Raw genomic sequence first — 22,287 nt, 5'->3', positions numbered from 1 at the left:
ACAAGGACGGCACCATGATGCTGCTCGGCGACGCCAAGAAGATGACCGAGGAAATCGTCAAGGCCATGGATCACTGAGATTGATACGCCCGGCAAGGCGATGAAGCGGGAAGGGCTCCAGCCACTCCAAGCCTGCTCATTCCAACGCGGCGCAGTCTGCGGCCCTCGGCTACGATCGTCACGGTCGCATGGGTCATGACGATTTCCCACCAGCTGCTGGCGGGCGTGACGCTTGCCTTGGTCGAGTGGGGTTCCGCAATATTGGCGGCGATATGTGGGTGTAGCGAAAGATTCTCAATCGCTACCTCGTGTGGCACCCGGTTCACCGTCTGGTGGGAGTAGAAGGGGCACGGGCTCTTGACACCCATACCGCACAGCCTTCTGGTCTGGCGCAGCTTTCCGGGGAACCGCCGGGTCCGGAATCGTACGTCAGGCAGACCGCTCTGCGGACTAAACCGACAGACGGATTCGGCATGCGCAAGCCGGCGTCCATTGTGCTCAAGGGTCAAGTGCGACAGGTACGTTCAATGAACCCACAGCTTACAGACTTACACTCGCTCTTGTCGTCCATGGCCGGTGCCGGACTGGCGAGCCGCGAGGCTACGCGGGGCCTTTTCGGTGAGAGCACGGCCTCGCGAGCCTCCGACCTGCACCGCCTGATCGAAGCGCAGATCGTCGACGCCGATGCCCTCGCAGGCTTCCTGTCGTCCTATTATGGCGTGCGGCTTCTCGACCGGCACCAACTCGCCGACTACAGGCCCGTCGCGCAGAATCTCTCAAACCGATTTCTTGTGGAGAACTGGATCGCGCCGCTCACGGCGCCTGACGGGAGCGCCGTCATAGGGGTTCTCCACCCTGGAGACGCAGACCCGATAGAGGCGCTGCGATCCGTTCTCGACGGTGACGTCGAGGTCTGCGTGGTTCCCGCACCCGACCTGGAATCCTGCTTGGAACGTCTTTCCGGCACCCAGGACGTTGCCCAGGCCACCGGCGAAGGAGCAACCTCCGAAGCGGCTATCGCAAGCCTGCGGGATCTCGCGAGCGGCGCGCCGGTTGTGGTTGTCGTCGACGACATCTTCCGGCGCGCGCTCGACCTGAGGGCAACCGACATCCACCTCGAACCGATGCGCGGACGGCTCGTGATGCGTTTCCGTATCGACGGCGTCTTGCGGATCATGCCTCCGCCGCCGCACGAAATGGGCGATGCGATCGTGTCGCGAATCAAGGTTCTCGCCGGCCTCGACATCACCGAGCGCCGCAAGCCTCAGGATGGTGCGATGCGCCTTCCCATCGGCGACCGCGAAGTCGAACTGCGCGTTGCCACCCTCTCCTCCATCCATGGCGAGACCGTCGTCATGCGCATCCTGCACCGCGACAGCGTCCTGCTCGATTTCGCGGGCGTGGGCCTGGATGACCAGGAACGGCAGACGCTGAACCGGCTCCTTGAGCACACCCACGGAATGATCGCCGTCGCCGGCCCGACCGGCAGCGGCAAGACGACGACGCTCGCCGCCGCGCTCTCGAAGCTAAACGATCCGGGCCGCAAGATCGTGACCATCGAGGATCCCGTCGAGTACCAGATCCCCGGCATCGTGCAGTCGCAGATCAACTCGGCGATCGGCATCACCTTCTCATCCGCGATCCGGACGTTCGTGCGACAGGACCCCGACGTGATCCTGGTCGGCGAGATACGCGACGGCGAGACGGCACGGGCCGCCGTCCAGGCAGCGCTCACCGGACACCTCGTTCTCACCACGGTCCACGCGAACACCGCGGCGGCGGCCTTCACCCGTATGCGCGACCTGGGTGTCGAGACCTATCTGCTGGTCGGCGCCGTACGCGGCATCATCTCCCAGCGCCTGTTGCGGCGGCTCTGCGATCACTGCAAGCAGGAAGGAATTCTTCCGGCCGAGACTTTCTCCTCCGACTCGCGTTACCAGGCCGTCGGGTTCTCCCAGGGCCAGAAAGTGTTCAACGCAGTGGGCTGCGGCCGTTGCAACGGCACGGGGTATCGAGGCCGCATCGCCGTGTTCGAGATCCTGGTTCTCGATGAGGCTATCATCGAGCTCGCTTCACAAGGGGCAGACCACTCCAGGATCGAAGCGCTCGCGCTGGAGCGGGGCATGAGCACGATGGCGCATGACGGTGCCAGGAAGGCAGGGCAAGGTCTCACCTCGCCGGCGGAGGTGCTCAGGGTCACCGGGTTTCGCTGAGCGCATCCATCCACGGACGCGCCTGCCTCCGACCAGCGGACTGGCGGTTGGCATTGCCTCCGCGGGACTATTGCCCGCCACCCTCGCCTTGATAGGGCTCGATGCTGTCGCCCTCCAGGACGTAGCCCGAAGCAACTTCGCTTGAACCGTCCACAAAGGAGAGGTCTTTCCTTTCGGACTGCACGCGCATCGTGCCGGTTATCATCACGCCCTCGAACAGGGCCGCAGGCGCGTACGGAGCAGTGGATTTCAAGTAGATCACCTGGTTCGGCGGCGGTGGCGGCTCATGGATGCACGCACCGAAATAGGGGACCAGCAGGAACTCCGTCGTACCGTTCGGATCAAAATCCAGGGGCAGCAGATAGCCGGCGATGGCTACCCGCTCGCCGTCCAACTTCTTCTCGGTAAGCGTTCCACGCCTCCCGATCTCCGTAGCCCAGGTCACGTATCGTTCGTAAAGCTTATCAAGATCGACGCCTTGCGTTGCGAGTTTTTCCCTGTCGGCGTCGACCCTTTTTTTGGCTTCGTCGCGCTGAAGGGCAAACTCTTCGCTCAACTCGCCCGACGGGTGACCTTTCCAGTATAGGACATTTCTCAGGGCCTCCTGCTGCTCAAAAGGAAGTGCGTCCGGGAAATTTGCCAGCGGTTCTGTCGGCGGGATCAGCATCTCCCATTTCAGCTGGGTTGCGGCCTCGCTGAATGCCGCGCCGCAGCCCGCGCCCAAAACGGCCAGGATGAGAGCGATGCAGCACAACATCGATCTCGTGTTGCCGAGGAATCCGGAAGTCTTCATGTTCTCACCATCATGCCATCTGCGAGTGACATCCTGTAGGCGCGACAGGCCGGCAGGAACCCGGCGGCCATCCCGCCGATCAATATTGCCAACAACAACAGGGCATCGGTCGTGGACGGAGGCTGAATGCCGATGTCGACGCCGAACTGTCTGTCAACAAGCGGGCGGGCCACCACCAGGACCGCATAAAGTGCCGCCGTACCGACTGCGATTCCCGCCACCGTCAGCAAGGTAGCCTCTCCGACAAGAAGGCCTGCAACCGTGCCGGGTCTTGCCCCCAGCGAGCGCAATATCGCGATCTCACGCCGTCGCTCGTTGAGCGTCGACAGGATCATTGCCGACAAGCCGAGCATCGAGGTCACCACGACCATCGCGGAGACGCCAAGCAATGCGGTCTCGGCGGTGGCGACCAGTCCCCACATCTCCTGCAAGGCGACCCCCGGCAGCACAGCCGAAAGAGGCTCGGCCCTGTACTCGTTCACGCCGCGCTGGAACCCGATGACTTGCAGGCGCGACTTCAAGCCGATGATCGCGGCGGTTACCGCCTTCGGAGCAATGGTCATCTGCCGCAGACGGTCGGCCGGTGTAACTTGTCCCGGGATCCGTGAACCGGACCGCCAGTCGACATGAATGGCCTCGATAGCCTTGAGACTGACATGGAGGGATTTGTCCACCGGCGTGCCGGTACGTGCCAGTATGCCGGACACGCGAAACGGGAGGTCGTCATGCTGCGGCCCAAGCGAGCCCGCACCGTGCGCGACAGTGATCTTGTCGCCGATGGAATAGCCAAGCCGGCTCGCAACATCCGAGCCGAGGACGACATCGAACAGGTCGTCAAAGGGTGCGCCTGCAGCAAACGTCAAGGCCTGGCCGCCGCGATATTGGAAGTGCTCGAAGTAATCCGGAGTCGTCCCGATGACGCGAAAGCCGCGATGGCTGTCGCCAAGTGAAAGCGGAATTGCCCAGGCTACCTGCGGGCGCGAAACGATGTCTTCGTAGCTGCGCCAGGTGACATTGTTGGTCGCGTTGCCAATGCGGAACACCGAGTAGAGAAGGAGCTGCATGGCACCCGATCGGGCGCCAATGACCAGATCCGCACCAGACACGGTCCCGGCAAAGCTGTCTCGCGCGCCACTGCGGACTTTCTCGACACCGAGCAGAAGCATGACGCTGACGGAGATCGAAAGGATCGTCAGCAACACCGTGATCCAGCGGTTGCGCAGCGATTGCAGAGCGAGACGTGCGACAATCATGCCCGGGCTCGGCTTTTCGACGTTGTAAGGATGTCGTTGAGCTGGATCGCCCGCGTGAAATGCTGCGCCAAGCGGCGGTCGTGACTGACCATGATCAGAGTTGCCTTTGTGGCCTCGATCTGGCCGAACAGCAGGTCGAGAAAATCCTGCTGCCGATCGTCGTCGAGAGCCGATGTAGGCTCGTCGGCGACAACAATATCGGGGGAGCCGATGAGCGCCCGCGCCGTCGCGACGCGTTGCTGCTGACCGACGCTCAGGGTGGCCGCCGTCTGCTGCCCGATATCCGCCGGAAGTCCCAGGGCCGACAAGAGGCGCCGGGCTTCGCTCTCCGCGCCTCCCGCGGCATTTGCGCGGGCGCGACGTTCCGGTGCGAAGCTGAGCGGTAACAGCACATTGTCGATGACGGCGCCGTAGGGAAGAAGATTGAACATCTGAAAGATGATGCCAAAATGTTCCGCCCGAAACCGATCGCGCCCGCTGCCGCTCAATTCGTCAAGCCGTTGCCCGAGGACTTCCAAGCGCCCAGCTTGCGCCAACGCGATGCCTGTCAGCAAGCTGAGGAGCGTCGATTTTCCGCTACCGGATGCGCCAAGCAGCAGAAGACGTTCGCCGCGGGAAACTTCGAACTCGCCGATTGAGAGGCAAAACGGGTCTCGCGCGTTCCACCTGTATTCGACGCCGTGCAAGCGCACGGCGTCTGTCGCGGCTTCCGCGTTCATCTCATCTCTCCAGGTAGCGCGCCTCGCGGGACACCTCGAATGCGGTCTGTCCATTGGCATCGACGACCGTCACGCCGAGTTTCCCGGATCCGGCGAAGCGATCGAAGAAGGGAAAGTCGAGCCACGACGCCTGGGCGGTATCCACGCAGGCGAGAGCATAAGTTGCTCGGAACTCGGTGTGATGGGCCTCGTGCTCTTCAGAACCCGCGGCCTCACCAGCCTCCACCTTAGTATGGTGGTCCTCATGTTCTTCCGCGACGACTTTGACGTCGGCGGAGGTGACGGTGCACCCCGCGGAGTCGGGCAACGCGAAGAGCTTCAAGGGTTCCTTAAGGTCGGCGAGCGCGGTCTCGACGGCGCTCTTCTGCTCTGCGGTTTCAGCTTCGTGCTCAAACCCGACAATATCCATGCCGGGGGCAGCGAGCTCCATCTGGACATTGTTGGCCTCGAAAGCGATCGCCAATGTCCCGTGTCCATGGACATGCGGTCCAAGCTCTCGACGATCTTCTTCTGCGTGCGCCGTCGAAATAACAATAAACATGCCAGCGGCAAACAACGTCCCGGTGTGGTGATGCAATCCCATCTCTGTCTCTCCAGATCGATATGGTCATTAGCCGCCATCACAAGTTTCGGCGCGTGGCGCGACCGCGAGAAGCGGCAGTTCAGCCATCCATTCAAGCTCGCGGAGGGCCGCGGATATCGTAGTGTGAAGAGAGTTCTATGGTGTCCGGGCGCGCCGCAGTCGCGACCCAGTCGATCGTGTAGAAGGTGAGCTCGGAAAGGACATGAACTGCCGCAGGCGCCGGCAGTGCGGCTCCCATGGAGCCGATGATGCATATCTCACAACGGCCCTGGGACTTGTCGTCGTGGTGCCCCGACGCGGGCCCTTCTCCGGATCCTGCGAGCGACCGCTCGAAGCTGGATAAGAGCAAGCCGTTTCTATGCGTCGGGCCATCGATGTGTCCGAAAGCAAATGCGATATGGAAGAGCATGCCAAGCAATGTCACCCAGGCTATCGCCTGAGATCGTCGCAGCCATTCCGGCACAGTGAGTTCGCTTGGTGTCATCCTGGAGGATGTCCTGGTTCAAGACATGTGAGGAGGCCTGCGGGGCGCGCCGCTGAAGGTCTTGAGATACTCGGCTCAGTTGATTCGTCGAGAGCGTCGTGTGGCCTGTGACGGTTGTAGCGGTGGGCGAAGGCATTGACGAAGGGCTGCCGCTTGTCGATCTGGTGCGGCAAGTCTCGCGGCAGGATCGAAGCGGCGATTTCGAGGTGTGCGTCTGGCTTTTTCTCTCGCTTCTTGCCAATGGCTGCTGGCACGTTGGCCTCCCAATCCGCGAGCATGTCTTCGAGGCATGCTTCAACGAGCTTGTTGTGGGCCCCTTCGGGCCTGCCTGCCGGGTTCCGGACTGACCTGGCTTGAACGGCCCCCAAGGCTGTTTCGGTGCTGTTGGATCAGCCATCTTCCTCAGCGTCGAATGATAGCGATGCCGTTAAAGCGGTACGTCGATGGTGGCGATGGACGCGGTGGCGCGCCCGGCGCTACACCATCCTGGACAATTCGCCACTGATCTGTTTCGCCGTTTGACGCACCAGCCTTGCGCAGAGCTCGTGGCGCCGAGCGTCGTGCCGGTACACCGGCATGCTGATGCTGACCGCTCCGATCGGTTCCCCCGAACGATTGAAGATCGGGCTGCCGAGACAGCGGATATCCGGTTCGTTCTCCTCGTCATCGAACGCGAACCCTTGCTCGCGCGTCCGCTTCAACTCATCGAACAGCGCTTCGGGTGTCGTGAACGTCTTGGCGGTATGGCGTCTCAGATCCAGGCTCTTGATGACTTCCAACAGCCGCTGGTCTGGCAGACCAGACAGCCACGCCTTACCCACGGATGTCGAGTGAAGTTCAACCTGGCCGCCAATGCTGGTTTTCATCTGAACCCTGCTGGAGCCCACCAACTTGTCTATGTAGACCATCCGGTTGTTGCTGGGCACCGCAAGGTGAACCGCCTCATCGGTTGCGTCGCGGAGCGAAACCAGAAAATCCCTGGCGATCGTCCGCAAGTCGGAGTCCTCCCAGGTCTTGGCAGCAAGCTGGAGGAGGCGCGGCCCCAAGCGGAACGTTCCACCCTCTCCCGACTGTGTGATGAGTCCCTCCGCCGTGAGCGCCGAAACGAGACGGTAGACCGTCCCCCGGGGAAATGGCGCGCACTTTGTCAGTTGGGCAATGTCCAAGGTTCCAGGGGCATCCGCGATGATCTGCAGCACCGTGATGAACTTCGAGAACGAGGCCGCTCCCTGCACGTGAGTAGAAGCTCTCTCATCGGCTTCGTCCTGGAGCTCACTTAGGCCCATGGCGCATCTCCTTGCAAGCTTGACAACGAAACATGGTGGTACTACACGCTTTTGGACAAGCTGTCCATATTGTAGTCAGCGTCGTAGTTTCGGTTCTAGCCGTGTGATCGAGGAGGATCAACGGCAAACGCACTTGTGGCGAATTTGAATGCATCGGGACGTCCGTATCTTCCGCGAGAGGGTATGGGAATTTCTGTGGGAGAGGAAGCAGATGACCAAAAAAGGATACTGGGTTGCAATGGTCGATATCGCGGACCATGAGGGCTATAAAGAATACATTGCCTTGAACAAGGCAGCATTCGACAAATACGGGGCGTCCTTCGTCGTTCGCGCGGGAACGAGCCAGGTCATGGAGGGCCCTCACGCGAACCGCCTGGCGGTCATCGAGTTCAGGGACTACGAGACCGCTCTCGCCTGCTACAACTCTCCAGAGTATCAGACGGCGATCAAGGCCCGCGAGAAGCATGCCAAGGCACATCTGGCCGTGGTGGAAGGTGTCTGACACCGGAAGCTCGCCCGGGACCTCCTACTGGTTGGAGGGATCGTTGGCTTTACCCCTGCGCTGTTCGACCGGATGAGCAGGACAGGCCTTCATCACGCGATTGGGTGTTTCTACCCCATCAGCATGCTGGAGGCTCCCTGCTCACGGTCTGCGGATTCTCGTCAGAGTGCCGCAAGGATCGATGCATGCGCGCACAACCTTTTGGGAGCAGTCATGACCACGCCGTTACAGTGGCTTTTCAAGTCTTTTGACGTCTTCGTCGTCGTCGGCATGGCCGTCATCAGCATCCTAATCTTTACAAATGTCGTGCTACGCTACGGCTTCAGCTCAGGCATTCCGTTTGCCGTTGAAGTCTCCCGTGTGGTCCTCGTCTGGATCATCTTTATGGGATCCGTGGTGGCCCTAGCCAAGGGCGCGCATCTCGGCGTCGACTCATTGGTGGTCCGGTTGCCTCGCAGGGCGCGCTTCGTCTGCTTTCTTGTTTCGTATGGCTTGATGCTTTGGTGCTGCTGGCTCCTGGCACAAGGCAGCTGGTCACTCACCGTGATCGAATGGGGCAACGTCCAAGCACTGTCGGGAATTCCCGTCGGGGCCATCTACGCCGCGGGTATTACCGCTGCCATCATGATGGCTCTGATCCTCCTTCTTGATCTGTGGCGCTCGCTGCGCGGCATCCTGCCCGCCCCGTGGTCGGGAGCAGAGATCGATGTGCCGCCACCGGCCGTGTCCCCCGCGCTAGTTTCGGAGAAAACACCGTGAGCGGCTTGGTCTTCATAGGTTCACTCCTCGGTGCAATGGGCATCGGGATTCCAATCGCCTTCGCCCTGATGCTGTCGGGCGTCGCGATGATGATGCTGATGGGAAATCTGGATGCACAGATTCTGGCGCAGAGGCTGGTCAATGGCGCTGACAGCTATCCGCTGATGGCGATCCCGTTCTTTCTCATTGCCGGCGAGCTCATGAACGCCGGCGGCCTCTCCCGCCGCATCGTGAACGTGGCCCTGGCGCTCTTCGGTCACATACGTGGCGGCCTCGGTTACGTGGTCATCGGCACGGGCTTGCTGATGGCCAGCCTCTCCGGATCGGCAATCGCGGATACGGCGACGCTTGCCGTCATGCTGATCCCTCTTATGCGCGATGCGGGCTACAGCATGAGTCGCGCCTCGGGCTTGATGGCGGCGACGGGCATCATTGCCCCCGTGATCCCGCCCTCTGTCGGATTCATCATCCTGGGCGTCACCGCAAACATTTCCATCGTCGGCTTATTCCTCGCCGGAATCGTGCCAGGGATCCTGATGGGGCTGAGCCTAGTGGTGACTTGGTGGATCGTCTCCAGAAAGGAAACGTCGGCGGTCCAGCCCAAACTCCCGCGCAGGGACATCCCGAAAGCCATTCTGACCGCCGGTTGGGCGTTGATGCTGCCGGTGATTATCCTGGTCGGACTGCGGTTCGGCATCTTCACCCCCACGGAGGCCGGCGTCGTTGCAGCCTTCTATGCACTGTTCGTGGGGCTGGTTGTTTATCGGGAGCTGACGCCGCGGCTGCTCTTTGACGCGCTGCTCGACGCCGGTCGAATGACGGCAGTAATCATGCTGCTGGTGGCAGCCTCCGTGGTCACCGGCTTCATGATGACGATCGCCAGTCTGCCCGCCCAGCTCGTTACTCTCCTCAGTCCTTTCATCGATATGCCGATCCTGCTGATGGCCATGATCGTTCTGGCGATCTTTGTCATCGGCATGGTGCTCGATTTCGCACCTTCGATCACCATACTGGTACCCATCCTCATGCCGCTCGTAACGGCGGCCGGGATCGACCCGATCTATTTTGGGGTCATGTTCATCATGACCGCCGCGGTCGGCATGATTACGCCCCCTGTCGGAACTGTCCTCAACACGGTGTGCGGAATCAGCAAAGTTTCAATGGGGTCGGCCCTGAGAGGTGTGTGGCCTTTCCTTCTGGCCGAGATGGTCCTCATCGTGCTGCTGGTTCTGTTCCCGGCATTGGTGACCGTGCCAGCGGGCTGGTTCCATTGAGAATCCCAACCGTGGAGGAGTTAGGCTGAACATTCGACGATGGCTTTGCCGCCCATGCGAGCAGGGCCTCAACGACGACGTCGGCGGGGCCCTGACGCGGGAGGAGTTGCAGCCGCTGGCGCAGGTCCATGTCGAATCGCGGCATAAGTTCGAGTTCTTCACCTACCTCGGGCTGACCGAGGTCGACGAGGTGTACGGTGTCCAAGCGGGAAGCAGAAAGCGTGCCTTGTGGTTTTCAAGCGTCATAGAACGGTACTTTCCCGAGGCGCCGGGCGTAGGCTTGGGTTGGGTGTGTAGGTGAGCGTAGGTCGGCAAGGCAGTGCCCCAAATGCCTGTTCCGTGTGGGTTCGCAGAGGCGCGGCGGCCTGCCTCTTGGCGGTAGTGGCCGCGTGTACCTCCACTGGTGATTATCTTGGAGACGTTGCCGCGCGGCCGGATGCCCTGGACAAGGTCGCGAACGCAGATTTGAGTGCGCGCAAACCTTCCGGCGGCGGTTTTCTGTCGAGGCTCGGCTTCGGCCGCACGCAGAACAACCGGCAGGGTGAAGTATACTACGGATACCAACAGCAGCTGACTGCCGGCGAGCGCAAGTCGCTCGAGCGGCTGAGCGGCGAAAAGTTCGAGGTCAACCTCGAGGAGGCCGAGATCAAAGTCGCGGCCCGCACGGTGCTGGGCGAGGTGCTGGGGATCAGCTACTCGCTCGACCCCAGAATCGCGGGCAAGGTATCGATCACGACGTCGAAGCCTACGCCGGCCGCGGAAATCCTCACCATGTTCGAGTCCGCGCTGCACAGCAGCGGCGTGGCCATGATGCGCGAAAGCGACCGTCTGCGGCTGATACCTGCGAACGAAGCGTTCGGAGCCGCCCAACTCGATCCGGGCACCACCATCCAGCCTGGCTACGCCGTCACGGTGTTTCCCCTGAAAAACGTTTCCGCCAGCACGATCCTGCCGCTGCTCGAAAACTTCGTCGCCCGTCCCGGCATGGTGCGCGAGGATCCCAGCCGCAACGCGCTGATCTTCCAGGGGACGGCGGCGGAGCGGACTGCGGCGATCGAAGCAGCGCGCTCTTTCGACCAGGACTGGCTGGCCGACCAGTCAGTCGGCATTTTCCCTGTCAACAATTCCAGCGCGGCCACCATGATGCCCGAGCTGACCCGCGTGCTCGACATCGGGGAGGGCGGTCGCGGACGCAACACGATCAGGGTCGAGCCGATCGAGCGCAGCAATGCGATTCTGGTGGTGGCGAAGACGCGCAACCAGTTGCAGCGCGCGGCGAGCTGGATCGAGCGGCTCGACCGGATCGACGCGTCTGCCTCCAATTTGCGGGTGTACAAGGTCCAGCACCTGGAGCCACGGCGCCTTGCATCGATGGTCAACGAAATATTCAACGGCGCCCCGGCATCGTCGGCTTCAGAAGACCCGGCCTCGCAGTTTCCGCCCGGCTCGCAGGCTGACGGCCAGAATCAGGGCGCAAACGGTTCGCAGGCGGCCACTGCGACGCCGGATCAGCGCATGGCGGATAGCCTGCCGGCCCCCGCTGGCGAAACCGACCAGCCTATCCCGGGCGGTGGTGGGTCGCAAAGCGGCGTGCGCATCGCCGCGAACCCCGAAAACAACACCATTCTCATCTACGGGCGGCCCGACCAGCAACGGCTGATCGAACAGGCGATCACCGCACTCGACCGGCCGCAAGAGCAGGTCGCTATCGAAGCGACGATAGCCGAGGTCACCCTGACCAACGAGCTGCGCTATGGCGTGCAGTTCTTCCTGAAATCCAATGATATCGGCGTGGGCGGCAACCACGGATCGGTCGGTCTGTTCCAGGAAGCCAGCAAGGCCGTGCTGTCGCGAACGCTTCCGGGCTTCAACCTGCTGCTTGGCCCCGACACCGAGCCGCGCGTTGTCATCGATGCGCTGCGCGGCGTTACCGAGGTCAAGGTGCTTTCCTCGCCCTCGGTAGTGGTGCTCGACAACAAACCCGCCTTGCTGCAGGTCGGTGATGAAATACCGATCGTCACCCGCACCGCGCAGTCCGTCACCGATCCCGAAGCGCCGGTCGTCAACAACGTCGAGTTCCGCGATACCGGCGTGATCCTGAAGGTTCTGCCCCGGATCACCGGGAACGGCACGATCAGCCTCGTCATCGAACAGGAGATCAGCTCGGTCCAGCGCAGCCAGGCCCAGTCCCTGACGCCGACCATATCGCAACGAAAGGTCAGCTCGACCGTATCGGTCACCAGCGGCCAGACCGTGATGCTCGGCGGACTGATCAGCGAACGCCAGCAGCGCGGCCGCGACGGTGTGCCGGTGCTTGGCGATCTGCCCGTCATCGGCGACGCCTTCCGGAGCAACCAGAACTCCGCGACGCGGACGGAGCTGATCATCCTGATCCGGCCTCAGGTCATGAAGGACGGCATGGATGCGCAACATGTGGCGGAGGAGATGCGGTCGCAATTGCGGCTGATGAACGAGCCATCCAGAAACGTGCCGCTTCGGCGGCCGGCCAAGACGATGATCGAATGAAGATTCTGAGGGCGCGGCGTCGGTCTACCGCCGCCGTCGCAGTCGCGCTCGCCGCCGCTACCGTGCCGGCTGTCATCGGAAGCCCCGCATTCGTCGTCGCTTCGGCGCTTGCGCTATGCCTTCTGGCCGCGGCAATCGCGGTCCATGATCTTGCGTCTTTGCTCATTCCTGACCGCTACACGGCCGGCATCTTGGTCGTCGCGCTCGCCGACTGGTGGTTCGAGGCGAGCGATTTCGCCGCGCTGGCCTGGCGCATCGGGCCGGGGGGCGTCCTGATGCTCCTGCTGTGTCTGTTCGACGTCGCGTATGGGAGGCTGCGCGGCCGCGACGGCATAGGCTTCGGCGACATCAAGCTGATCGGTGTATCCACCGTCTTGGCCGGGCTGGCCGGCGTCGGCGCCCAGATCCTGCTTGCTTCGGTCGCGGCTTTCATCTTCAGCATCATCCGCGCGGTTCGCTTGCGCCGCCCGCTCCGTGCCGCGGCGCGCGTTCCGTTCGGAACGTTCCTCGCGCCGGCACTGGTCATCATCTGGGCGTGGCTGCCCGCCGCATGGTGATCACATTGCTTGAGCCGGGGAGCGAAGTCTTGATTTCGACGCGATCGTGGCGTCACCTTTCGTGGCGAAGCATGGGGCCGAAATGGGTCTTGCGGCAGTGGGCATGAACTCGGCAACGACCCGGCGAGGTGCAATCCTCGTCAGCGTCCTGTGGATCATGATTTTTCTGGGATTCCTTGCCGTCATACTTCGCGTGCAGATGACCGGGGTCGTGGCCAGTGTGCGCGTCACGGAAGACAAGGCGTCGGCGCGCATTCTGGCGGAAGCCGGGCTGTCGCAGGCCGCGGCCGAGATCCGCGCCGGCCCGCCCGACAGTGTGGGCAAGCTGAGCGATCAGATTTCGTCCACGATCACCCTGCCGGCCGGGGTCGCTTCCATCTCTGCGAGAAATGAAGCATTGCGGATCGATCTCAACACCGCCGAGCGGCCGCTGATCGTTGGCGCGTTGCGAGCCGCCGGCGCCGCTCCCGGAACCGCGGAGGATCTGGCGACAAAGATCATCGGCCACCGCGCCCGGCCGACTCCGGCGAACGGACAGCCGGCCGGTTCCGCTCCGCAGCAGGCTGGAAACGACACAAAGCTGTTTCAGACGGTCTCCGAATTGGCCGCCTTCCCGGGAATAACGCCCGACATGGCCATCGCCATCGAACCCTATGTCACCGTCTCCTCCGGATTGGCCGGCGTTCGCCTGGAAGCGCTCGATGATGGACTGCTGGGCGATATTCCTGGCCTGCCGCCGTCGGTGCGAAAGGCGATCAAGGATTTCCACGCCGGCCGTCTGTCGCGCGAGCAACTCGATCAGTCGCTGGCGGGGGTGACCTTCAACACACTGAAGCCGGCACCGAGCTGGCGCGTCGATCTCAGGACGACCCTGCGGTCCGGCTACAGCGAATCTTTCGAGGCATTGATACTTGTATCGAACGCGGACGAGGCACCTTACAGAGTGCTTGACTGGCGTCGCGCGGCAATTGAGCTGGAATGAATGCCCGTGGATGGGGCGCGACCGGTCTCAGCAGGAGTGCCAGGCCAGCCTGGCACTCCCAGCGGAATATCCCGACCGCGGAGCATCAGAGCCCCCCGGACACCGTGATCAGGGTGCCTGTCATGAACCCCGCGCCAGGAGACGCAAGCATCAGGGCCGCGCGCGCGATGTCTTCAGGCTCCGCGATGCGCCCCATGGGGGTTGCCGCCGCAATCCTGGCTGGTCGCTCGGGGTTTCCGCCTTGTGTGTGTATCCGCGTGTTGGTGGTCCCGACACGTATGGCATTCACACGGATGCCCTCCGGCGCCAGTTCTTTCCCCGCGCCGATGGAGATGGATTCCACTGCACCCTTGCTTGCGGCATAATGCACATATTCGTTCGGGCTGCCGAGGAAGGCGGCGAGCGAAGACATGTTGATAATCGTCCCGCCTCTGCCGCCCTTGCGGTTGGACATGCGTTTCGCGGCTTCCTGTATACAGTACATGACGGCGAAGACGTTGGTCCTGAAGGTGTTTTCCAGCACCGCGGGCTGCAACTCATCGATTCTGCAGGCTTTCCCAATGATCCCGGCATTATTGACCAGGCAGGTCACTCGCCCCAGTGCATCGTCGCAGGCACTGAACAGGGCCTCGATGTCCTCCCTCTTGCCCACGTCTCCCTGTACCGCGATGGCGCGGGCGCCTGCGGCCTTGCAGTGCTCAACGACTTCGGATGCAGCGGCAGCGTCCGAAAGATAGTTTATGCAAACATCGTAGCCTTCAACGGCGAACAGCCGCGCCGTTGCGGCACCGATGCCGTGGCTTGCGCCCGTTACGATCACGATCGGTCTCACGGAATTACCTCCTCGCTCCTCCTTTGAGGGCATTCGCAGCCTAGAAAACGGTCTCAAGGATCGCGGCGTAGTCTTCCTTGGTCAGCGAACGTGGATTTGTGGGATGGCTGTGGTCTGCAATGGCTCGCTCACACACCCAATCGATGACGTGCCGGGGAACCCCCAGTTCGGACAATCTGGGCGTAATGCCAAGACTACGGTTCAACCCGTCCAGTGCATCTGCGAGCGTTGTATGTTCAAGTCCCGCCAGGCGCTCGAGGTAGTCGACCTTCTGAGCCACGGCTTGAACTTCCACGTTCCACCGAAGGACGGTCGGCATCAGGATGGCGTTGAGCGTCCCATGATGGAGCTTAGCCTCCTTGAGACCGCCCAATGCATGGCTAAGCGCATGGACGGCGCCAAGCCCCTTCTGAAACGTCATGCCCCCTTCGAGGGCACCCATCATGAGTTCGGTCCGCGCCTCCGCGTTCGCGCCGTCTGCGTAGGCGACAGGCAAAGCCTTCCATATCCGTTGGAAGCCGTCGGTGGCAATTGCCTCGGCAGGCGGATTATAGCGGGGGGAAAGATATGTCTCGATACAATGCGACAGTGCGTCGAGCCCTGTCGAGGCCGTCAGAGCCGGGGGGAGCCCCATCGTCAACCCCGGGTCACAGATCGCCCTGCGCGGGATGAGGTGCGGGCTGATAAATCCGAGCTTCCGGCCGTCATCCAGTGTAATCAGTGCCGCGCGTCCAACTTCGGACCCCGTACCCGCCGTTGTCGGGATGGCCACAAGCGGCGCTACCGCGCCAGTGATGCGTGCCACCCCGCCCAGGATCGCTGCATAACGCTCAAGTTCACCATCGTGCGTGGCAAGCAGCGCCACGCCCTTGGCCAGGTCGATCGGAGAGCCTCCGCCAATCGCCACTACCCCATCGCAGCCGCCTTGCCTGTATAGCGCGAGACCGGCAGCAACTGCGCTCTCAGTCGGGTTGGAGGGAACGTCCAGGAAGATCGGCGCTGTTCTCAGGAACTCGAATACCGGACGCTCAAGCAAACCAGCGGATTTGATGCCGTGATCGCTGATCACCAAAGGGCGGGACACGCCGAGTTCGCCCAAAATTTCTGCCAGTGACTCGGCCGCTCCAAGCCCGAAATTGATATTTGTAAGGTAGTTTATGTTGTTCACGCTGCCACTCTCCTTGACATTCCGCACATGCATCGCTGCAGCCACCGCCTGGCATTCGGCACATTCGTGCAGCCGGTGAATGCGAACGCGCGACCTTTTTGGAATCGCTTCGTCCATAATATGGACAATATGCCCAAGCATTGGGTGGAACTGCACACTTGTCAAGCTCCCCCTTTTGGTTGCGGCGTTCCCGCCGCCTTGACAAAGAGGTCGCGGGCCCCTATCAAAGTTTTGGGCAGGTTGACCACATTATGGTCACATCGATGGCGACCTTGGAGGACGTGGTACAGGAACCGCTGACATGCCGATTGCGCTGGAGAAACTGGCCAGCCGCCGCGAACTCGAAGCTAAATCAAGTCCGCGGCTCACTATCGGCGCATTGCGCAATCCAAAGGCCTCCCGTGCGAAAACCCTGATTCACCTGCGGCCATTCGTGCCGGCAGTGACACCCCGAACCGGAAGGAAAGCCTTTGTCGAAACCCGCCGCCACCGTGTTGATACCAGGCTGGATGCACGAGCATGCCCGCTGCATGCTCGGAACGCATTTCAGCCTGGTCGAAACCCCTGACTGTGACATTCACGCCCGTTTGTCCCCGGAGGTGCGGGCGTCAATTCGTGGCGTGGCCTGTCGCGCCAGAATCGATCGGCAGTTCATAGACGCCCTTCCCAACCTTGAGATCATCGCCAGCTACGGCGTTGGCTACGACGCGGTGGATGCTGCCTACGCACGAAGCAAGAATATCGTCGTCACGAACACCCCTGATGTCCTGAACGAGGAGGTCGCCGATCTCACGTTGGGGCTCCTTATCAGCGTCGTGCGTGAGATACCCAGGGCGGCAGCCTTCGTTCGCGGGGGCCACTGGAAAGCATCGGACTACCCGCTTAGCCGTCTGACACTGCGGAACCGCAGGGTCGGCATCTACGGAATGGGGCGGATCGGTCGCTGCATCGCCCGACGAGTTGAAGCGTTTGGGCTTCCTGTTGCCTATCACAGCCGGCGCCCGGCGGAGGGGGTCGCGTATGATTACTTTCCTTCACTGCTGGAACTTGCCAGTGCCGTCGATGTGCTCATCTCCATCGTGCCGGGCGACCCGTCGACCGCAAACAGCGTGAATGCCGAGGTGCTGTCCGCCCTCGGGCCCGAGGGCGTGTTCATCAATGTAGGCCGCGGAACCGTCGTGGACGAGGATGCACTGATCGGCGCCCTGCGCACAGGAGCCATTGCGGCGGCCGGCCTCGACGTGCTCGCGGATGAACCCAATGTCTCCGAAGACCTGCTGGCGCTCGATAACCTGACGATCCTGCCGCATATCGGGTCCGCGTCGGTCAGTACGCGCACCGCAATGGCGGACCTCGTGGCCCAGAACGTGATCGCCTGGTTCCAGAGTGGAGCGGCGATCACACCCGTACCCTAGACAGCCTCCGATCAGCCGCCGAGGCCTCCTGCACTGTCAGCGGACGTTATGATCCATGCACGTTAACCCAACAGGCAAGCATCCGATCGACAGGCCCTGAAGCGCCGCGGTGAGGCGTTGACAACCCATTAATAGTCTGCCCAATATGCATTGTTGGACATCGCGTCCACATTGTGGATTTTTCTGATCGGTCGATGCTTGGGGTTTCGGTCAGATTCGCGGTGTCACCATCGGTCAAGCAGAAAACGGAGGAGTGACTCTCATGAACCTATGGAAAGGCGGATTGGCCGTGGTGGCCGCGCTGGCGATCGGGGCGGTATCGTCCACCGCGGCGCTCGCACAGACGGTGTTCACCTGGACGCCAAAGCCGGTGGCGCTGGCACCATACAAGGCCCCGAACAAGCCACACACGACGATAGCCGACGTGCGCGCCAAGATTTCTCCCGCCAATCAGTCCAAGACTTGGCACCAGGAGATCGTCAGCGACGCGCACCTGCGGGCTTCATGGGTTCAGTTGGCGGTCGGTGATCAGTCGCCGGCCATGTTCATATCGGATACCCGCGCGGCCTTCATTGTCTGGGAAGGTTCGGTCGAGTTCACGATCGGGAGCGAGGCGCCGTTTACGGCCACCAAAGGCTTTATGGTCCAGGTTCCCGCGCGTACGCAGTTCCAGATGAAGAACGTCGGCGCGGTGCCGTCCTTGCACTTCGAGGTCTTCACCGCGGACGCCAAGATCACTTACCCGCAGGCGGCGGCAACCTTGCCTAAGCCGCAGCCGGGGATGACCTGGGCGTTGACGCGACAGGATCCGGGTGCAGAAGCCCTTGGGACGGGCAATTCTACTTTCAGGGATTTCCTTGCTTCGCCCTCGGGCGGCGCGTTCGTAACCGCCCCTGGCTTGTTCGTTAACGCCATCCGCGGCCAGGCGTTCAACTGCAATATGCAGTCCCCCACGGCGCTCGGACACAGGCACATCAACTATGGTGAATTCTGGTTCATCATGGAAGGTCAGATCCAATACAACCTCGAAGGCCTGCCGGGCTTCGTCTCGGAGGCCGGCGACATTGTCTATGTCCCGGCCGGCCGGTGGCACTCGGCGGCGAACTATTGTCCGGGGAGTGACACGCGGATTGCCATCAATCCCTTCCCGACCGGTACGCATAACTGGCCGCCGACTGCCAGCCAGCCCAACCCACCGATGCCCCCGATCTCGGGCAAGGGATGGCTTGATTGATGTTGCCGGTGGCCCGTCCTCATCGTGAGGGCGGGCCGTTGGTCTGACCTGACTTTGGCGCGGGGGAGCATCGGCCGGGGTGTATTCGCGGGGGCGCGTTCATCGTGGCCGTAGAATTGATCACACCGCCCGTCGGAGGCTCGTCGGCGCCGTAGCAGAAGCGGCGTACCGTCCGCTTCAGCAGCCAGGGACGCCATATCGTTAGTCTTGGCCGAATAGGCCATTCTCGTACCGCCGGTCCTGTTCCTTAGTGGTTGCAGTTCCTGCATTCTGGTTCCTTTGAACCAATTCTTGGGAGGTTGAACTATGAAGAAAGTATTGTTTCTGACTGCGGCGCTGCTGGGAGGGCTCTTGGCCGCCGCTCCGGCCATGGCTCAGAACCCGCGCCTGGGCTACGTGCCTACGGAAGACCATCCGGTCGGACAGGCTTCGCGCTATTTTGCGAAGCTGGTGGAAGAGAAGACGGGCGGGCGCATCAAGATCGACACGTTCGGAAATGGCGTGCTCGGCAGCGAGCCCGAGATGCAGGCGTCGGTTCAGGCCGGCTTCATCGATATCATGGTTGGCCCCACGCCCAACCTGGTCGGCGTCGTTCCGCAATTCATGATCTACGATCTTCCGTTTTTCTACAAGGACTTCGCCGCGGTCGATGCCGTCATGGACGGCGCGGTCGGCGAGCAGCTGTTTGCACAGCTGAAGGAAAAGACCGGCATCGTCGGTCTGGCGTGGTGGGACAACGGCTTCCGCCACATGACCAACAAGGTTCGTCCCGTCAAAACGGTGGACGATATGGCAGGGATCAACATCCGCGTCATACCCAACCCGTTGTTCATTGCGACCTGGACGGCTTTGGGAACCAATCCGACGCCGCTTCCTTGGCCTGAGCTGTACAGCGCGCTCGAAAATGGCGCCGTCGATGCCCAGGAGACGCCGTACGCTCTTATCTACACCGCAAGGTTCTATGAGGTGCAGAAGTATCTGACCAAGACGGGCCATGTCTATACGCCGTTTGTTCTTCTCGCGAGCCAGAAATGGTTTGGCAGCCTCTCCGAGGAGGACAAGGCAGCCGTCATGGAAGCTGCGAAGGAATCGGCAGCCTTCCAACGGGATCTTTCTCGCAAGGAGGCAGGGAAATTGGAGGCGGAGCTCGCGGCGAAGGGCTTCGAGATTTCCCAACCCACGCCTGAAGCGCTCGCAGCCATGACCGAACGCGTTGCGCCTGTCGTGAAAGAGTACAGCGAAAAGATCGGCGTCGATCTGGTCGAGCAGGCGCGCGCCGCTATGGCGGCAGTTGCCAAGCCGTAGAGGTCTTATGACGCCGGAGCCAGGTTCGCCTGCTCCGGCGTCCATTTGCAGAAGCATGGTGCGTCTATTCAGTTTGAAGCCGCAAGCAGTGTGCGCGGCTTAGGACACGTTGCAGACGCCAAGGTTCAACAAATTGACGGTGTCCCCGCGCTCCAATCCGGCTTCCGGCATCCGGGCGCGACCGGCATCGATATCTCTCAAACCTCTAGTTGGGGATAACCAAAATGAAGAAGACCGCACTACTCTCATCCAAACGTTTCGCTTCGACACTTCTGGCCGCGACGGCGATGGCGCTGGTGTCTGCGCCGGCCTGGGCCGACGACAACTTCGCTAACGTCTCGCAGACGGGCGGCGGCAACACCGGCATGGTGGTGCAGGGTCCCGGCGACGAGAACGAAGTCGGCACCGCGACCGACGCGGCCAGCCAGAACGGCTCGGGCAACAGCCTCGACGTCGGGCAGGCCGGCAACCGCAACCAGGTGGGTACCCGCGGCACCGGCCTCGACCAGACCGGCGACGGCAATGTGCTGGTCATCGACCAGCTTTCCGACGGCAACCGCGTCAACCAGATCAACCAGGGCAGCGCAAGCGGCTCGGGGACGCTCAACAGCGCGACCGTCACCCAGCAGACCGCTTCGGGCGAGCCGGTGGATGGGCTCTCCACCGTCACCGGCATCGCACAGACGCATGTCTCGGGTGCTGCCAACACTGTGGCGATCACCCAGACCAGCGAAGGCGCCGGCGGCAACATCATCGGCACCGGCAACGCTGACTCCGTCAGCGGCGGAGTCACGCAGACCGGCGGCGGCAACGACGCCAACCTGAGTCAGACCGGGGCAGGCAACCGCATCGGCGCCTCGGTCCAGGACGGTCAGGGCAATGCGACGGCCATGAGCCAGGACGGCGACGGCAACGCGATCGACGGATCGCAGGTCGGCGATGGCAACACCGCGGACGCGTCGCAGGTCGGCAACTCGAACGGCACGACCGGCTTCGGCACCTTCGTCACCACCTCGTCCTCGGTGACGCAGGGCCTGATCAAGCAGGAAGGCAACGGCAACAGCCTGCTGCTCGACATTCTCGGTGACGGCAACCAGTTCGGCATCGACCAGTCCGGCTCGGGGAACGACGCGGTGGCTCGGGCGACCGGCAACGCCAACGAGTTCGCGGTGGGCCAGACGGGCGACGCGAATATCGGTCGGATCGCGATCGGAGACCGGGACGGCGCCAGCGACGAGAACCTGGTGGTCCTGAACCAGGACACCGGCTCCTCGTTCGGCAATGACGCCGAGATCCTGGTCGACGGAAACGGCAACACGGTGTCGGTCGATCAGCTCGGCGCGACCGGCTACAATGATGCGGGCGTCGACATCCAGGGCGACGACAACGACGTGGCTGTCGACCAGAACGGCAGCAATCAGGGCGACGTGTACGTCGTAGGAAACGCCAACGACGCAACGCTGGACCAGGACGGAGCCGTCAACAGCGCGCTGCTCGAGATCATCGGGCACGACAACGAGTTCGACGGTGACCAGTCCGGCGATTACAACGAGGCGACGGCGCGGGCGACCGGCAACGCCAACGACGTCACGATGAGCCAGACAGGAGGCACCAATATCGGCCAGATCCTGATCGGCGACCGGAACGGCGGCAGCGACGACAATGTCGTGGCTCTGAACCAGGACAGCGGCGCCTCGCTCGGCAATCAAGCCGAGATTCTCGTCGATGGAAACACCAACACGATTTCCGTCGACCAGCTCGGCGTGACCAGTCTCGATTACGGCAACAACGTGCTCGTCGACGTCTTCGGCGACACGAACCAGGTGACGGTCGACCAGGTCGGCAGGAACGAGGGCTTGGTGTCGGTGGTCGGAAACCTCAACACCGCATCGCTCGACCAGACCGCCGACTTCAACAACGGGCAGATCGAGATCCTCGGAGACAGCAACGAGCTGGCCGTGGTCCAGTCCGGCACGTTGAACGATGCGCTGGCTCTGGCGACCGGCAATGGCAACGAAGCGCTGATCAGCCAGATTGGCAGCTTCAACACGGCCCTCATCACCTTCCAGGGTGACACGAACGGCGCCAACGGCTTGACTGGCGTTGCGGGAGCTCTGGCCGGCAGTTCGGGCGGCCTCCTCGTGGCGGGCAGGGCTCTTCAGGACTCGTCCTCGGCCCTGACGGGGAACAGCCTGACCTATGAGGCCATCGGCAATCTGAACCAGTTCGCCTTTGCTCAGATCGGTGGCGGCAACTCCATCACCGGCCTCGTCGGCAACGCCGGCGCATCCGATGGAAACCAGGTCGCCGTGTTGCAGAACGGGTCGAACAACGTGACGTCGTTCACCCAGAACGGTGGCGGCTCGAACAGCCTCTCAGTCTCGCAGTAAGCACTATCGGCCG

The 22,287-nt window shown here is 62.2% G+C and carries 19 protein-coding genes; 12 read left to right on the top strand and 7 right to left on the bottom strand.

Features of this window, described 5'->3' with window-relative positions:
• Nucleotides 1-472 precede the first annotated feature (472 nt).
• Nucleotides 473-2,212: a GspE/PulE family protein gene (locus LB545_RS27985; protein ID WP_224706149.1), complete on the top strand. Its 1,740-nt coding sequence runs from the start codon at nucleotides 473-475 to the stop codon at nucleotides 2,210-2,212.
• Nucleotides 2,213-2,279: 67 nt separating this feature from the next.
• Here LB545_RS27985 and LB545_RS27980 read toward each other — a convergent pair whose 3' ends face one another.
• The 4 genes from LB545_RS27980 to LB545_RS27965 are packed head-to-tail and all read right to left on the bottom strand — an operon-like array spanning nucleotide 2,280 to nucleotide 5,560.
• Complete coding sequence (locus LB545_RS27980) at nucleotides 2,280-3,005, bottom strand: DUF3299 domain-containing protein (protein ID WP_140633879.1); 726 nt, start codon at nucleotides 3,003-3,005, stop codon at nucleotides 2,280-2,282.
• A complete protein-coding gene (locus tag LB545_RS27975) occupies nucleotides 3,002-4,207 on the bottom strand; it encodes an ABC transporter permease (RefSeq protein WP_224706148.1) in 1,206 nt (401 codons plus the stop codon). The genes LB545_RS27980 and LB545_RS27975 overlap by 4 nt, the downstream gene beginning before the upstream one ends.
• Nucleotides 4,208-4,254: 47 nt before the next feature.
• On the bottom strand, nucleotides 4,255-4,977 hold the full coding sequence (locus tag LB545_RS27970; RefSeq protein WP_140672523.1) for an ABC transporter ATP-binding protein: 723 nt from the start codon (nucleotides 4,975-4,977) through the stop codon (nucleotides 4,255-4,257).
• Between the two features lies 1 nt (nucleotide 4,978).
• Entirely contained in the window at nucleotides 4,979-5,560 is a 582-nt protein-coding gene (locus LB545_RS27965) for a DUF2796 domain-containing protein (protein WP_140672522.1), read from the bottom strand.
• Between the two features lie 606 nt (nucleotides 5,561-6,166).
• On the opposite strand from LB545_RS27965, the gene LB545_RS27960 reads away from it, so the two are divergent.
• Nucleotides 6,167-6,391, top strand: coding sequence for a hypothetical protein (locus LB545_RS27960; protein ID WP_140500975.1), 225 nt, complete (start codon nucleotides 6,167-6,169; stop codon nucleotides 6,389-6,391).
• 129 nt (nucleotides 6,392-6,520) lie between these two features.
• On the opposite strand, the gene LB545_RS27955 is transcribed toward LB545_RS27960, so the two are convergent.
• Complete coding sequence (locus LB545_RS27955) at nucleotides 6,521-7,330, bottom strand: IclR family transcriptional regulator (RefSeq protein WP_140500977.1); 810 nt, start codon at nucleotides 7,328-7,330, stop codon at nucleotides 6,521-6,523.
• Nucleotides 7,331-7,541: 211 nt separating this feature from the next.
• On the opposite strand from LB545_RS27955, the gene LB545_RS27950 reads away from it, so the two are divergent.
• From LB545_RS27950 to LB545_RS27925, 6 genes are all read left to right on the top strand, one after another.
• A complete protein-coding gene (locus LB545_RS27950) occupies nucleotides 7,542-7,832 on the top strand; it encodes a DUF1330 domain-containing protein (RefSeq protein ID WP_140500979.1) in 291 nt (96 codons plus the stop codon).
• A gap of 213 nt (nucleotides 7,833-8,045) precedes the next feature.
• Complete coding sequence (locus LB545_RS27945) at nucleotides 8,046-8,591, top strand: TRAP transporter small permease (RefSeq protein ID WP_224706147.1); 546 nt, start codon at nucleotides 8,046-8,048, stop codon at nucleotides 8,589-8,591.
• Nucleotides 8,588-9,865, top strand: a complete 1,278-nt coding sequence (locus LB545_RS27940; RefSeq protein ID WP_140500983.1) for a TRAP transporter large permease — start codon at nucleotides 8,588-8,590, stop codon at nucleotides 9,863-9,865. The genes LB545_RS27945 and LB545_RS27940 overlap by 4 nt, the downstream gene beginning before the upstream one ends.
• 381 nt (nucleotides 9,866-10,246) lie before the next feature.
• Nucleotides 10,247-12,391 (top strand): type II secretion system secretin GspD, encoded by a 2,145-nt coding sequence (gspD, locus tag LB545_RS27935; protein WP_224519202.1) that lies wholly within the window; start codon nucleotides 10,247-10,249, stop codon nucleotides 12,389-12,391.
• On the top strand, nucleotides 12,388-12,948 hold the full coding sequence (locus tag LB545_RS27930; protein WP_140500987.1) for a prepilin peptidase: 561 nt from the start codon (nucleotides 12,388-12,390) through the stop codon (nucleotides 12,946-12,948). The genes gspD and LB545_RS27930 overlap by 4 nt, the downstream gene beginning before the upstream one ends.
• Before the next feature lie 103 nt (nucleotides 12,949-13,051).
• The gene (locus LB545_RS27925) at nucleotides 13,052-13,930 is read left to right on the top strand and encodes a type II secretion system protein GspK (protein WP_181167615.1); all 879 of its coding nucleotides are present in this window, start codon (nucleotides 13,052-13,054) and stop codon (nucleotides 13,928-13,930) included.
• Nucleotides 13,931-14,015: 85 nt separating this feature from the next.
• On the opposite strand, the gene LB545_RS27920 is transcribed toward LB545_RS27925, so the two are convergent.
• Both LB545_RS27920 and LB545_RS27915 read right to left on the bottom strand, forming a co-directional pair.
• Nucleotides 14,016-14,762, bottom strand: a complete 747-nt coding sequence (locus LB545_RS27920; protein WP_140500991.1) for an SDR family oxidoreductase — start codon at nucleotides 14,760-14,762, stop codon at nucleotides 14,016-14,018.
• Between the two features lie 40 nt (nucleotides 14,763-14,802).
• Nucleotides 14,803-15,930 carry an iron-containing alcohol dehydrogenase gene (locus LB545_RS27915; protein WP_181171818.1) on the bottom strand — a complete coding sequence of 376 codons (1,128 nt, stop codon included), beginning with the start codon at nucleotides 15,928-15,930 and terminating at the stop codon, nucleotides 14,803-14,805.
• A 470-nt stretch (nucleotides 15,931-16,400) separates the two neighbouring features.
• Between LB545_RS27915 and LB545_RS27910 the strand changes: the two genes are divergently transcribed.
• From LB545_RS27910 to LB545_RS27895, 4 genes are all read left to right on the top strand, one after another.
• Nucleotides 16,401-17,345 (top strand): 2-hydroxyacid dehydrogenase, encoded by a 945-nt coding sequence (locus LB545_RS27910; RefSeq protein ID WP_224519200.1) that lies wholly within the window; start codon nucleotides 16,401-16,403, stop codon nucleotides 17,343-17,345.
• Nucleotides 17,346-17,607: 262 nt separating this feature from the next.
• Nucleotides 17,608-18,579, top strand: a complete 972-nt coding sequence (locus LB545_RS27905; protein ID WP_140500993.1) for a cupin domain-containing protein — start codon at nucleotides 17,608-17,610, stop codon at nucleotides 18,577-18,579.
• Between the two features lie 306 nt (nucleotides 18,580-18,885).
• Nucleotides 18,886-19,884 carry a TRAP transporter substrate-binding protein gene (locus tag LB545_RS27900; RefSeq protein ID WP_140525785.1) on the top strand — a complete coding sequence of 333 codons (999 nt, stop codon included), beginning with the start codon at nucleotides 18,886-18,888 and terminating at the stop codon, nucleotides 19,882-19,884.
• Between the two features lie 224 nt (nucleotides 19,885-20,108).
• Entirely contained in the window at nucleotides 20,109-22,274 is a 2,166-nt protein-coding gene (locus LB545_RS27895; protein ID WP_140897461.1) for a beta strand repeat-containing protein, read from the top strand.
• Nucleotides 22,275-22,287 lie beyond the last annotated feature (13 nt).

Origin of the sequence: Mesorhizobium sp. BR1-1-6 (genome assembly GCF_020165355.1) — a bacterium.
In the GTDB taxonomy this organism is placed as follows: domain Bacteria; phylum Pseudomonadota; class Alphaproteobacteria; order Rhizobiales; family Rhizobiaceae; genus Mesorhizobium.
The sequence above is the reverse complement of the archived record's forward strand: the minus strand, read 5'-3'. Positions and strand labels throughout refer to the sequence as shown.

Coding starts and splice junctions, on each gene's coding strand:
- LB545_RS27985 (WP_224706149.1), top strand. CDS start 473: ATGCGCAAGCCGGCGTCCATTGTGCTCAAGGGTCAAGTGCGACAGGTA.
- LB545_RS27980 (WP_140633879.1), bottom strand. CDS start 3,005: ATGAAGACTTCCGGATTCCTCGGCAACACGAGATCGATGTTGTGCTGC.
- LB545_RS27970 (WP_140672523.1), bottom strand. CDS start 4,977: ATGAACGCGGAAGCCGCGACAGACGCCGTGCGCTTGCACGGCGTCGAA.
- LB545_RS27965 (WP_140672522.1), bottom strand. CDS start 5,560: ATGGGATTGCATCACCACACCGGGACGTTGTTTGCCGCTGGCATGTTT.
- LB545_RS27955 (WP_140500977.1), bottom strand. CDS start 7,330: ATGGGCCTAAGTGAGCTCCAGGACGAAGCCGATGAGAGAGCTTCTACT.
- LB545_RS27950 (WP_140500979.1), top strand. CDS start 7,542: ATGACCAAAAAAGGATACTGGGTTGCAATGGTCGATATCGCGGACCAT.
- LB545_RS27945 (WP_224706147.1), top strand. CDS start 8,046: ATGACCACGCCGTTACAGTGGCTTTTCAAGTCTTTTGACGTCTTCGTC.
- LB545_RS27930 (WP_140500987.1), top strand. CDS start 12,388: ATGAAGATTCTGAGGGCGCGGCGTCGGTCTACCGCCGCCGTCGCAGTC.
- LB545_RS27925 (WP_181167615.1), top strand. CDS start 13,052: ATGAACTCGGCAACGACCCGGCGAGGTGCAATCCTCGTCAGCGTCCTG.
- LB545_RS27905 (WP_140500993.1), top strand. CDS start 17,608: ATGAACCTATGGAAAGGCGGATTGGCCGTGGTGGCCGCGCTGGCGATC.
- LB545_RS27900 (WP_140525785.1), top strand. CDS start 18,886: ATGAAGAAAGTATTGTTTCTGACTGCGGCGCTGCTGGGAGGGCTCTTG.
- LB545_RS27895 (WP_140897461.1), top strand. CDS start 20,109: ATGAAGAAGACCGCACTACTCTCATCCAAACGTTTCGCTTCGACACTT.